The sequence below is a fragment of the Azospirillum agricola genome (genome assembly GCF_017876095.1).
Taxonomy (GTDB): Bacteria; Pseudomonadota; Alphaproteobacteria; order Azospirillales; family Azospirillaceae; genus Azospirillum; species Azospirillum agricola.
Genome location: NZ_JAGINM010000033.1, coordinates 21,744 through 34,510, shown reverse-complemented (window position 1 = coordinate 34,510; position 12,767 = coordinate 21,744). Strand labels below are relative to the sequence as shown.

The 12,767-nt window shown below is 71.3% G+C and carries 9 protein-coding genes; 8 read left to right on the top strand and 1 reads right to left on the bottom strand.

Annotation, left to right across the window (positions count from 1 at the left end; translation table 11 throughout):
- Positions 1 to 48: 48 nt before the first annotated feature.
- Positions 49 to 2,676, bottom strand: coding sequence for a 2-oxoglutarate dehydrogenase E1 component (locus tag J2847_RS30855; RefSeq protein WP_209782556.1), 2,628 nt, complete (start codon positions 2,674 to 2,676; stop codon positions 49 to 51).
- 519 nt (positions 2,677 to 3,195) lie between these two features.
- Here J2847_RS30855 and J2847_RS30850 point away from each other — a divergent pair.
- The 8 genes from J2847_RS30850 (at position 3,196) to ripC (ending at position 12,693) form a co-directional block, all read left to right on the top strand.
- Positions 3,196 to 4,281 carry a TRAP transporter substrate-binding protein gene (locus J2847_RS30850; RefSeq protein ID WP_209782555.1) on the top strand — a complete coding sequence of 362 codons (1,086 nt, stop codon included), beginning with the start codon at positions 3,196 to 3,198 and terminating at the stop codon, positions 4,279 to 4,281.
- A gap of 91 nt (positions 4,282 to 4,372) precedes the next feature.
- Complete coding sequence (locus J2847_RS30845; RefSeq protein WP_209782554.1) at positions 4,373 to 5,002, top strand: TRAP transporter small permease subunit; 630 nt, start codon at positions 4,373 to 4,375, stop codon at positions 5,000 to 5,002.
- A 170-nt stretch (positions 5,003 to 5,172) separates the two neighbouring features.
- On the top strand, positions 5,173 to 6,963 hold the full coding sequence (locus J2847_RS30840) for a TRAP transporter large permease (RefSeq protein WP_411800660.1): 1,791 nt from the start codon (positions 5,173 to 5,175) through the stop codon (positions 6,961 to 6,963).
- A gap of 20 nt (positions 6,964 to 6,983) precedes the next feature.
- Positions 6,984 to 7,964, top strand: coding sequence for a ketopantoate reductase family protein (locus tag J2847_RS30835; protein WP_209782552.1), 981 nt, complete (start codon positions 6,984 to 6,986; stop codon positions 7,962 to 7,964).
- 70 nt (positions 7,965 to 8,034) lie between these two features.
- The gene (locus J2847_RS30830) at positions 8,035 to 9,477 is read left to right on the top strand and encodes an aldehyde dehydrogenase family protein (protein ID WP_209782551.1); all 1,443 of its coding nucleotides are present in this window, start codon (positions 8,035 to 8,037) and stop codon (positions 9,475 to 9,477) included.
- 32 nt (positions 9,478 to 9,509) lie between these two features.
- Entirely contained in the window at positions 9,510 to 10,970 is a 1,461-nt protein-coding gene (locus J2847_RS30825; RefSeq protein ID WP_209782550.1) for an FAD-binding oxidoreductase, read from the top strand.
- A complete protein-coding gene (locus J2847_RS30820; RefSeq protein ID WP_209782549.1) occupies positions 10,967 to 11,827 on the top strand; it encodes an HTD2 family dehydratase in 861 nt (286 codons plus the stop codon). Before J2847_RS30825 ends, J2847_RS30820 begins: the two co-directional genes overlap by 4 nt.
- Positions 11,824 to 12,693 (top strand): itaconate degradation C-C-lyase RipC, encoded by an 870-nt coding sequence (ripC, locus tag J2847_RS30815; RefSeq protein ID WP_209782548.1) that lies wholly within the window; start codon positions 11,824 to 11,826, stop codon positions 12,691 to 12,693. The genes J2847_RS30820 and ripC overlap by 4 nt, the downstream gene beginning before the upstream one ends.
- Positions 12,694 to 12,767: the final 74 nt, after the last annotated feature.

Here is a 12,767-nt window from a genome sequence, read left to right as displayed (position 1 = left end):
CCGGCCTCGTCATCGCTGGCCTCGTCATCGCTGGACTGGGGCCGGTCCTCACTCCGCCGCCGCCACCTTCGCGGCGGCCGCCGTCACCCTGGCGAAGGCCCGCTCGACCAGCCGGCGCTGGTCGGCGTCATGGTCGCCGTGGAAGCTGCCGGCGGGGGAGGCCGCCTCCGGCCGCGCCACGCAGGCGACGGTCGGGTCGGCCGCTCCGGCCGCCGCGCGCAACGCCTCCAGCCGGCGGTCGAGCCAGCTCCAGGCGCCGAGGTTGCGCGGCTCCTCCTGCACCCAGACGCAGGACGCTTCCGGCCAGCGGCGGAACAGGGCGGACAGCTCGGCCTCCGGCAGAGGGTACAGCATTTCCAGCCGGACGACGGCGACATCCTCGGCGCCCAGCGCCTCGCGTTCGCGCTCCAGCTCGTAGGCCAGCTTGCCGCTGCACAGCAGGATGCGGCTGGCCTGCTCGCCGGCCGTCGCGATGACCGGGCGGAAGCCGGTGCCGGGGGCGAACGCGTCGAGCGCCGAAACGGCGGCGGGCAGGCGCAGCAGCGTCTTCGGGCTGAGCACCACCAGCGGCTTGCGGTCGCGCCGGTGCATCTGCCGGCGCAGCAGGTGGAAATAATTGGCCGGGGTCGAGGGGTGGGCGATCCGCAGATTGTCGCGCGCCGCCAGTTGCAGGAAGCGCTCCGGCCGGGCGGAGGAATGCTCCGGCCCCTGGCCTTCCAGCCCGTGCGGCAGCAGCAGGACGAGGCCGGAGGGCTGGCGCCACTTGTCCTCGGCGCTGGCGATGAACTGGTCGATCATGATCTGGGCGCCGTTGGCGAAGTCGCCGAACTGTGCCTCCCAGACCACCAGCGCGTCGGGCCGCTCCAGGCTGTAGCCGTATTCGAAGCCGAGCACGGCGTACTCCGACAGCGGGCTGTTCACCACGTCGAAGCGGGCCTGTTCGACTCCAAGATGGTTCAGGCTGACGTGGCGCCGGCCGGTGCCCGTGTCGGTCAGCGCGAAGTGCCGGTGGGAGAAGGCGCCGCGCACCACGTCCTGCCCGGTCAGCCGCACCGGCGTGCCCTCGGCCAGCAGGGTGGCGAAGGCCAGCGCCTCGCCGGTCGCCCAGACCACCGGCTCCTCGGCGCGCTGGCGGACGACGCGCTCGACCTTGCGGTCGATGGCCAGCCCGTCGGGGATGTGGGCGAGCGCGCCGAGCAGGGCGCGCAGCCGGTCGGCGGCGACCCCGGTGTCGGGCTCGGCCGGCGCGGCACCCGTGGGCGCGAAGGGCGCCCAGCGCCCGCCGGGGAAGCCGTCATGGTTCGGCCGGTGGTCGGCGGCGGCGGCCAGCGCCTCCTGGAAGCGGGCCCTGTGCTCCGCCGCCAGCGCCTCGGCCGCCTCCGGCGTCACCAGACCGGCCTCGGCCAGCCGCTTGGCGTAGAGCGCGCGAACCGGCGGATGGGCGTCGATCGCCCGGTACTCCACCGGCTGGGTGAAGCGCGGCTCGTCGATCTCGTTGTGGCCGTTGCGGCGGTAGCCGACGAGGTCGATCACCGCGTCGCGGCCATGCGCCTGCCGGAAGGCGACGGCGAGGTCGGCGGCGCGCAGGGCGGCGTCGGGGTCGTCGGCGTTGACGTGCAGGATCGGGCTGTCCACCGCCTTCCACGGGCCGGTGCAATGGCGCGAGCTGCGCGCCTCGTCCGGGTCGGTGGTGAAGCCGATCTGGTTGTTGACGATGACGTGGATGGTGCCGGCGACGCTGAAGCCGGCGACGCCGGACAGTTGCAGCGCCTCGGCGACGCTGCCCTGGCCGATCACGCTGGCGTCGGTGTGCAGCAGCACGCAGAGCACCCGCCTGGGGTCGCCCGCCAGATCCTGGCGCGCCCGCGCGCGGCCCAGCGTGACCGGGTTGATCGCCTCCAGATGCGACGGGTTGGGCGACAGGATCAGCGCCAGCGAGCGGTCGCCGAAGGCGAGCTGGCTCTCCACCCCCATGTGGTAGGGCACGTCGGCCGGCACCGGCGGGTCGGACTGGAAGGGGTGCATCCCCTTGATGCCGGCGAACAGCTCGACCAGCGGCTTGCCGAGCGCGTTGGCCATCAGGCTGAGCCGGCCGCGGTGCATGGTGCCGACCTGCACCTCGTCCACCCCGGCGGCGGCGGCGGCGGCCAGCACGCGGTCGAGCAGGGGGATCAGCGTCTCCATCCCCTCCGCCCCGAAGCGCTTCTTGGTCGGGTAGCGCACGCCGAGCAGCCGCTCGAACTCCTCGGCCGCCGTCAGCAGGGCGAGGGCGCGCTGCCGGGCCGCAGGAGGCGGGGCCGCGTCCGGCCGCTCGTAGGCGTCGCGCAGCCAGCCGCGCAGGGCCGGGTCGTCGATGTGGGCGGTCTCCAGCGTCAGCGTGCCCTGGTAGAGGCGGCGCAGCCGGGCGGTCTCCGCATCCCCGCCCGCCGGGGCGTCGGAACGGGGTGCCCGGCCGAGCGGGTCGAGATCGGCGGAGAGGTGGCCGCGCTGCCGGATCTCCTCGCGCGCCGGCGCGGCGGGATCGCCGCCGGACGGGGCGGCGCCCAGCTCCTCCAGCACCTGGAAGACGGCGCGCCAACTGACGTCGACGGAGGCGGGGTCGTCGCGGAAGCGCTCGTGCAGCGCTTCGAGATAGGCGGCCCCGGCGGCGTTGAGCGGGGAAGACAGCCTAGACATGGCGCACACCGGTCATGCGAATGAACGTCCGTCGCGTGTGAGGAAAGGGATTCGGCAGGGCAGGAGGTGTGCCCAGGCGGTGTCAGAGTAGCGTCGGGGTCGGCGCGGCGGATCGCGTGGCGTGCCTGTAACAGATATTCATTGTGGGCATAGCAAACGGTTCGTGCGGGCCGCCGGCCGTAAGGGGTTTTCAAAAACAATCCGTGCTCCTGATCGCTTGTGGCGCTTATGGCTGGTATGCGCCCGAAAGCCATTCCGCTGGGCAGCGCGCTGCTTCACTGTCAGGGTCACGGCATCGCCTCCGGGCGGAAACCCAGACAAAACCCCGGACATCCGCAGAGATACGGAACCGGAATCCCGCTCTGCGGAATGGAGGCGTGGCACCCGTCAGGGAACGGTCAGGAACAGAGCGTCACCCGGTCTCGGGTCCGGCGCGCCATATCTTTTCGATCTCGGGGCTGGACGGGTAGAAAGCCCGGTGCCGCCTCCGCACAACAAGATTTCCGGGAGGATACAACCATGAAGCGTCGTCAATTCTTCAAGGGTGCCGCCGTCGCCGCCGGCGCCTCGACCCTGGCCGCCCCGGCCATCGCGCAGTCGGAGCCGACCATCCGCTGGCGCTGCGTGTCGAGCTTCCCGAAGAACATCGAGGTGCTGTACGGCAGCGCCGAGGTCATGGCGAAGAACGTCGCCGAGGCCACCGACGGCAAGTTCCAGATCCAGGTCTTCGCCGCCGGGGAGGTCGTCCCGGCGCTCCAGGCGCTCGACGCCGCCAGCAACGACACGGTGGAGATGTGCCACACCGCGTCCTACTACTATGTCGGCAAGGACCCGGCCTTCGCGTTCGGCTGCTGCCTGCCCTTCGGCCTCAACACCCGCCAGCAGAACGCCTGGTTCTACCACGGCGAGGGCGGCAAGCTGCTGGAGGAGTTCTACGCCGGCTACAACCTGAAGGCGCTGGCCGGCGGCAACACCGGTTCGCAGATGGGCGGCTGGTTCCGCAAGGAGATCAAGTCCATCGAGGACATGAAGGGCCTGAAGTTCCGCATCTCCGGGCTGGGCGGCCAGATCCTCTCCAAGCTCGGCGTCATCGCCCAGCAGGTCAGCGGCGGCGACATCTATCCGGCGCTGGAACGCGGCACCATCGACGCGGCCGAGTTCAACGGCCCCTACGACGACGAGAAGCTCGGCCTCTACAAGATCGCGCCGAATTACTACTATCCCGGCTGGTGGGACGGCACCTCGCTCCAGCATTTCTTCATCAACACCAAGCGCTGGGAGGGGCTGCCCAAGCATTACCAGGCGGCGCTGACCTCGGCGGCGGCGCTGGCCAACGTCGACAGCGTGGCGCGCTACGACGTGCTCAATCCGGCGGCGCTGAAGCGGGTGGTGGAGAAGGGCGCCAAGCTGCGCGCCTTCCCGCAGGACGTCATGCAGGCCAGCCACAAGGCGGCGCTCGATCTGTACGACGAGCTGTCGGACAAGAACGCCGGCTTCAAGAAGTTCTACGAGAGCTATCGCAAGTTCCAGAACGATTCCAACCTGTGGCTACAGGCGTCGGACTACGCCTACGACAACGCCGTGCTGCGTCTGTCGCGCCGCTGAACGGACGTCGCCGGGTGGACGCGGGGCCGGCGCCTTGGCGCGCCGGACCCGCTTTCCCAGCGACCGGGTCTCTGTTGGGAGGGCTCGCCCCTTGTCGTTCCTGATTTCCGTCAGCCGCGTCGTCGACGCGGTCAACGCCCGCATCGGCAAGGGGATCTCCTGGCTGATCCTGCTGGCGATCCTGGTGTCGGCCGTCAACGCCGTCGTCCGCAAGCTGTTCGACACCAGCTCCAACTCCTGGCTGGAGCTGCAATGGGTGCTGTTCGCGGCGGTGTTCCTGCTCTGCTCGCCCTGGACCCTGAAGGACGACGAGCACATCCGCATCGACATCGTCAACGCGGCCCTGTCCAAGCGGGCGCGCGACGGCATCGACGTGCTGGGGCATCTGGCCTTCCTGCTGCCCTTCAGTCTGGTGATGATGGTCACCTCCTGGCCCTTCTTCTTCGCCTCCTACGCCATCGAGGAGCAGTCGATGAACGCCGGCGGCCTGCCGCAATGGCCGGCCAAGCTGCTGATTCCGCTGGGCTTCACCGTGCTGTTCATCCAGGGGTTGTCGGAGCTGGTCAAGCGGGTCGCCATCATGAGCGGCCGGCTGGAGGATCCCAACGCGCGGGCCGGCGGTCATCAGGCCGCCGCCGAGGCGGAGGCCGAACGCCTGCTTGCCGTCGCCCCGAACGTGGGGCCGCAAGACGCCGCCCACGCCGCACCTCATAAGAACTGAGCGCCGCCATGACCTCGACCTCCCCCTCCCTGTCGCCGAAGACGGTCCGGCTGTCGGTCGTCTCGGCGCTTCTGCTGATCGCCGTGGCGGTGGCGCTCTACGTCCTGCCGGTGCCGGGCGCCGGCGCCCTGGCCGAGCATGAGGGCTGGCGCGGCTGGGTCGGCCACAACATGGCGCCGATCATGTTCGCGACCCTGGTGGTCCTGCTGCTGCTGGGCTACCCGGTCGCCTTCGCGCTGGCCGCCAACGGCCTGATCTTCGGCCTGATCGGCATCGAGCTGGGCCTGTTCCGCCCCGACCTGTTCCAGGCCCTTCCGGAACGCGTCTACGGCACCATGAACAACGACGTGCTGCTGGCCGTTCCCTTCTTCACCTTCATGGGGCTGGTGCTGGAGCGCTCCGGCATGGCCGAGGATCTGCTGGAGACCATCGGCCAGCTCTTCGGCACCATCCGTGGCGGCCTCGCCTACGCGGTCATCTTCGTCGGCGCGCTGCTGGCGGCGACCACCGGCGTGGTGGCGGCCTCGGTCATCTCGATGGGGCTGATCTCGCTGCCGATCATGCTGCGCTACGGCTACGACCGCCGGCTGGCGTCCGGCATCATCGCCGCCTCGGGCACGCTGGCCCAGATCATCCCGCCCTCGCTGGTGCTGATCGTCATGGCCGACCAGCTCGGCCGCTCGGTCGGCGACATGTACGAGGGCGCCTTCCTGCCCGGCCTGCTGCTGTCCAGCCTCTACGCCGGCTACGTCTTCCTCGTCTCGATGATCTGGCCCAAGGCCGCCCCCGGCCTGCCGCTGGAGGCCATCGCCTACCGCGAGCCGAGCGGCGCGCGCGGCATCTGGAACCTCGGCGTGCTCGCCGTCTTCTCCGGCGCCGTCGCCTATTGGGTGATGGGCCGCACCGAGGTGAAGGCCGGCGCCGACTTCGTCGTGCTGATGCTGTCGGTCGCGGTGACGGTCGCCTTCCTGTCGGCGGTGTTCAACCGTTTCCTCGGCGCCCGCCGGCTGGCCGCCATGCTGGTCGTCGCGGCGGCGCTGGCCGGCGGGGCGGTGTGGCTGAGCGTGAACGGCTGGACCACGGCGGCCCTGCTGGGCGACGCGGTGGCGGCCGGCGCGCTCTACGCCCTGATCGCCGCGCTGATCGAGCGCGCCACCGGCCTGCGCCTGATCTCGCGCATGGCCGAGCAGGTCACCTTCGTCATGGTGCCGCCGCTGGCGCTGATCTTCCTGGTGCTCGGCACCATCTTCATCGGCCTCGCCACCCCGACCGAGGGCGGCGCCATGGGGGCGGTCGGCGCGATGGCGCTCGCCGCCATGAAGAAGCGGCTGACGCTCGATCTCGTGCGGCAGGCGACCCACTCGACGGCGAAGCTCGCCTCCTTCGTGCTGTTCATCCTGATCGGCGCGCGGGTCTTCTCGTTGACCTTCTACGGCGTCAACGGCCATGTCTGGGTCGAGGAACTGATGGTGTCGCTGCCCGGCGGCCAGACCGGCTTCCTGGTCGCGGTCAGCGTGATGATCTTCCTGCTGGCCTTCTTCCTCGACTTCTTCGAGCTGGCCTTCATCGTCATCCCGCTGCTGGCCCCGGCGGCCGACCGGCTGGGCATCGATCTGGTGTGGTTCGGCGTCATCCTGGCGGTGAACATGCAGACCAGCTTCATGCACCCGCCCTTCGGCTTCTCGCTGTTCTTCCTGCGGTCGGTGGCGCCCAAGCTGCCCTACATCGACCGGGTGACGAAGAAGCGGACGGAGCCGGTGCTGACCAGCCAGATCTACTGGGGCGCCGTGCCGTTCGTCGTCATCCAGCTGATCATGGTCGCGCTGGTCATCGCCTTCCCGCAGATGGTGATGCACTACAAGGCGGCGGCGGTGAAGCTGGACCAGACGCAGGTCGAGGAGCAGTTCAAGGGACTGGGCAGCGATCTCGACGACGCGCCCCTGCCGCTGGACTTCAAGTGACGGGGAGAGGGAATATGGGCATGCGCATCGCCATCGTGGGGGCCGGCGCCGTGGGTGGCGCGCTGGCCGGGCATCTCGCCGCGACCGGGCGGCACGACCTGTCGCTGCTGGCGCGCGGCGCCCATCTGGCGGCGATCCGCGAGCGCGGGCTGACCGTGCAGTCGCCGCAGGGCGAGCGCTTCTGCCGGCCGCTGGCGAGCGACGATGCCGCCGCTCTCGGGGTGCAGGACGTGGTGATCGTCACCGTGAAGGGGCACGGGCTGTCGGCGCTCGCCCCCTCGCTGCCGGCGCTGTGCGGGCCGGACACGCTGGTGGTGGCGGCGCAGAACGGCATCCCCTGGTGGTACCTGTTCGGTGCCGGTACCGACGTCCCGGCCGGGCCGCTGGAGGTGGTCGATCCTGGCGGGGCGGCGTGGTCGGCCATCGGGCCGCGGCGGGTTGCCGCCTGCGTCATCGAGGTGCTGCCCGCCCGCATCGTCGAGCCGGGTGTCGTCGCCCACACGGCGGTGCCGGTTCTGGCCTTCGGCGCCCCGCGCCCCGGCGATCACGCGGCGGCGCTGGAGGCGTTGGCCGCCGCCTTCGCGGAAGCCGGGGTGACGGTCAGCCTGCCGACCGACATCCGGGTGCCGCTGTGGCGCAAGCTGATGCTGAACATGGCGGTCGGGCCGACCAGCGTGCTGACCGGCGCCACCATGGGCGCCATGGAGGAGGCCCCCGGCATGGCCGTGGTCCAGGGCCGGCTGATGCGCGAATGCCTGGAGGTCGCCCGCGCCTGGGGCGTGGCGCTGGAGGACGACATCGACGAGCGGCTGCGGCGGGGCAGCGGGGTTCCCGGCCATAAACCCTCCATGCTTCAGGATTACGAGGCCGGGCGGACGATGGAGATCGACCCGATCGTCACCGCCGTCATCGACCTCGCCCAACGGCGCGGCGTGCCCGTGCCGACCATAGAGACGCTGTGGGCGCTGACCGCGCTCAAGGAGCGGGTGGCGCGGGGGTAGGGGTCGTGGTTGCCCCCTATCCCCACCTCCCGCCAGCCAAAAGAACCGATTTTCCGGAGTGAGCACCGACATGTCCCTCGACACCCATTTCGTCGCCGGCTCCTGGCGCCGCGGCGCCGACCGGCTCGACATCCGCAACCCGTCCGACCTCGACGAGCTGGCCGGCTCCTACACGCTGGCGACCGCCGACGACGTGCGCGACGCCGTGGCCGCCGCCCGCGCCGCCCAGCCGGTCTGGCGCGCGGCGACGGTCGAGCAGCGCTCGCTGGTGCTCGACAGCATCTCGCGCGCGCTGTTCGACCGGAAGGACGAGCTGGCCCGCATCGCGGCGACCGAGGGCGGCAAGACCATCCCCGACGCGCTGGGCGAGATCACCCGCGCCGGCCACCTCGCCCGCTTTTTCGCCGCCGAGGCGCTGCGGGCGCCCGGCGAGACGCTGGGCTCGGTGCGGCCGGGCGTCGAGGTCGACGTCACCCGCGAGCCGGTCGGCGTCATCGGGCTGGTGACGCCCTGGAACTTCCCAGTCGCCACGCCGATGTGGAAGATCGCCCCGGCGCTGGCCTTCGGCAACGCCATCGTCTGGAAGCCGTCGGAGAAGACCCCCGGCATTTCCGTCGCCGTCACCCGCATCGTCGCCCAGGCGCTGGCCGAGCACGGCATGCCCACCGCCCTGTTCAACATGGTGGTCGGCGCCGGGCCGCAGGTCGGCGCCGCCGTGGTCGACGCGGTGGACGCGGTGTCCTTCACCGGCTCGGTCGGCACCGGGCGCCGCATCGCCGTGCGCTGCGCCGAGCGGATGGTCCGCGTCCAGCTCGAACTCGGCGGCCAGAATCCGCTGGTCGTGCTGGCCGACGCCGACCCGGAGCGCGCCGCCGACATCGCGGTCAACAGCGCCTATTTCCATGCCGGCCAGCGCTGCACCGCGACCGGCCGGCTGGTGGTCGAGGATGGGATCCACGACGCCTTCGTCGCGGCGATGACCGAGCGGATGGCGGCGCTGCGCGTCGGCCATTCGCTGCTGCCCGACACCCAGATCGGCCCGGTGATCGACGAGTTCCAGCTCACCAAGAATCTCGGCTACATCGAGAGCGGCCTGCGCGAGGGGGCGGAGGTCGCGGCCGGCGGCGCCCGGCTCGACCGACCGACGCGCGGCTGGTTCCTGGCGCCGACCCTGTTCACCAGCACCAGCAACGCCATGACCATCAACCGCGAGGAGGTCTTCGGCCCGGTCGCCAGCGTGATCCGGGTGAAGGACTACGAGGAGGCGCTGGCCGTCGCCAACGACACCGACTACGGCCTGTCGTCGGGCATCATCACCAACTCGATGAAGCACGCGCGGCATTTCCAGGCCAACGTGCAGTCGGGCATGACCATGCTGAACCTGCCGACCGCCGGGGTCGACTACCATGTGCCGTTCGGCGGCCGGAAGATGTCGAGCTACGGCCCGCGCGAGCAGGGGCGCTCCGCCATCGAGTTCTACACCATCATCAAGACGGCCTACCGCGCGCTGTGACGAACGCCGCAAGACCAGGGAGGACGGGCCTCATGCCCAAGGACAGTCTCGCCGCCGACCCGGCCGCCTTCGCGGCGCGCGTGCTCGACCCGATCCGCGCCGTCGTCGGCGCGCGCGGCATCATCACCGACCCCGCCGCCATGCAGCCCTTCATGGAATCCTGGCGCGACGGCTGGGTCGGCCGCTCGCCGCTGGTCGTGCTGCCCGACAGCACCGAGGCGCTGGCGGCGGTGGTGCGGATCTGCGCCGGGACCCGCACGCCGATCGTGCCGCAGGGCGGCAACACCGGCCTGACCGGGGCCAGCCAGCCGCACGCCGACGGGTCGGAGATCGTCATCTCGACCAACCGGCTGAACCGCATCCGCGAGATCGACATCGACAACGACACGATGACGGTCGAGGCCGGCTGCATCCTCGCCAACATCCAGACCGCCGCGCGCGACGTCGGCCGGCTGTTCCCGATGAGCCTCGCGGCCGAGGGGAGCTGCCAGATCGGCGGCAACATCGCGACCAACGCCGGCGGCGTGCAGGTGGTGCGCTACGGCAACATGCGCAACCTCGTCGCCGGGCTGGAGGTGGTGCTGCCCGACGGGCGGATCTGGGACGGGCTGCGCGGGTTGCGCAAGGACAACGCCGGCTACGACATGAAGCAGATCTTCATCGGGTCGGAGGGCACGCTGGGCATCGTCACGGCGGCGGTGCTGAAGCTGTCGCCGCTGCCGCGCGCCACCGCCACGGCGCTGGTCGCGGTGTCGGCGCCGAGCGACGCGGTCGATCTGCTGTCGCGCGCCAAGGGCATGGTCGGCGACCGCATCGTCACCTTCGAGCTGATCCAGCGCCTGTGCATCGACGTCGCCCGCCGCCATGTGCCGGACGTGCCGGATCCCTTGGGCGACCGCTACCCCTGGTACGTGCTGGTCGAACTCGCCGACCAGGATTCGGGAGACCGGCTGGCCGGCATGCTGGAGGGCATCCTGGAGGCCGCGCTGGAGGCCGGCGAGGTGCTGGACGGCGTCGTCGCCGCCTCCAAGGCGCAGGCCGACGGCCTGTGGCGCATCCGCGAGGGCATCCCCGAGGGGCAGAAGCGCGAGGGCGTCTCCTACAAGCACGACGTCTCGGTGCCGATCTCCAAGGTGGCGCGCTTCCTCGCCCGCACCGACGCGGCGCTGGAGCGCGAGTTTCCCGGCATCCGTCCCTTCTCCTTCGGGCATCTCGGCGACGGCAACATCCACTACAACCCGATCCAGGCCGAGGACGGCGATCCGGCGGAATGGCGGGCGCGGCTGGGGGCGGTCAATGCCATCGTCCACGACATCGTCGTCGATCTCGGCGGCTCGATCTCGGCCGAGCACGGCATCGGCCGCCTGCGCATCGACGAGATGCCGCGCTACAAGTCGCCGGTCGAGCTGGACATGATGGCGGCCTTGAAGCGCGCCTTCGATCCGCACAACATCATGAATCCCGGCAAGATTCTGCGTGAGGGCGGACGATGAGCCTCGACCATCTGAAGGACTGGGTCGGCGGTGTCGAGCAGCAGGCCGACAGCGCCACGGCGGCCCCGCTGGCCGGTCTGGCGGCGACGCTGGACCATGACACCCCGCCCTGGCCGGCGGGGGAGGTGCCGCCGCTCGGACACTGGCTGTATTTCCTGCCGCGCGCGCCGCAGCACGCCATCGCTGAGGACGGGCACCCGCACAAGGGCGGTTTCCTGCCGCCGGTGCCGCTGCCGCGCCGCATGTGGGCCGGCGGCGACCTGCGCTTCCTCGCCCCGATCCCGGTGGGGGCGAGCCTGCGCCGCACTTCGACCATCGAATCGGTGGAGCACAAGGCCGGCCGCTCCGGCGACATGGTGTTCGTCAAGGTTCTGCACGAGATCGCCACCGAGGCCGGCGTCGCGGTGCGCGAGCGCCACGACATCGTCTACCGCGAGGCCGCCAAGCCGGGCGAGGCGGTCCCGCCGCCCGCCGCCGCCGAGGCGATGCCGGCGCCCGACTGGAGCCGCACCGTCACCCCCGACCCGGTGCTGCTGTTCCGCTATTCGGCGCTGACCTTCAACGGACACCGCATCCATTACGACCGCCCCTACTGCCGCGAGGTCGAGGGCTATCCGGGGCTGATCGTGCACGGGCCGCTGACCGCGACCCTGCTGATGGATCTGTTCCTGCGCAACGCCGGGGGGCGGCGTCCGGCCGGCTTCCGCTTCCGCGCCCGCCGGCCGCTGTTCGACACCAGGCCCTTCACCCTGCACGCCGCCCGCCGGGCCGGCGACGGGGAGGAGATGGTGGAGGCCTGGGCGCTCGATCCCGACGGTCAGGTCGCCATGACCGCCGAAATCCTGGTGGCGCCATGAGCGCGGTCGTCACGGCCCCGGTGCCGCGCCGCAGCTGGCTGTTCACCCCGGCCACCCGGCCGGAGCGTTTCGCCCGCGCGGCGGAATCCGGGGCCGACGTGCTGATCATCGACCTGGAGGACGCCGTCGCCCCGGCCGACAAGGCGGCGGCGCGCCGGCTGGCCCTGGAGGCGCTGGCGACGGCCCCGGCCCGGCCGATCCAGCGGGCGCTGCGCGTCAACGCCCCGGTGACGCTGGACGGGCTGGAGGATCTGCTGGCGCTGGCGCGTTCACCGGCCCGGCCGGACCTTCTGATCCTGCCGAAGACCGAATCCGCCGAGACGGTCCGCTGGATCGACGCGCTGCTGAGCGGTGCCGGCTGTCCGCTGCCGCTGGTCGCGCTGATCGAATCCGCGCGTGGCGTCGCGGCGGTGGAGGCCATCGCCCAGGCCTCGCCGCGCCTGACCGCGCTGTTCTTCGGCGCCGCCGATCTGTCGGCCGACCTCGGCTGTGCCACGGCCTGGGAGCCGCTGTTGGCGGCGCGCTCCCGGCTGGTCAACGCCGCCGCGCTGGCGGGGATCGAGGCGGTGGATTCCCCCTTCTTCGCCCTGAACGACGCCGAGGGGCTGGCGCGCGAGACGCAGGCCGCGCTGGCGCTCGGCTTCGGCGCCAAGGCGGCGATCCATCCGGGTCAGGTCGCGGCGATCAACGCCGCGCTGACCCCGACCGCGGAGGCCGTCGCCCAGGCCCGTCGAATCCTGGTCGAGAGCGCCAAGGGCGTCGGGGTGGTCGATGGCCGGATGATCGACGAGGCGATGGCCCGCAAGGCACGCCGCATCCTCGCCCGCGCCGGAGACGCGGCGGCGGCCGATCCGGGAAAAATCTGAGAAGATCGCCGGACACGACGGTCGCGCGTTGCTCCGGCCCCGCCGCTTGCTATTTTGGGCAAGCGCTGATGGTG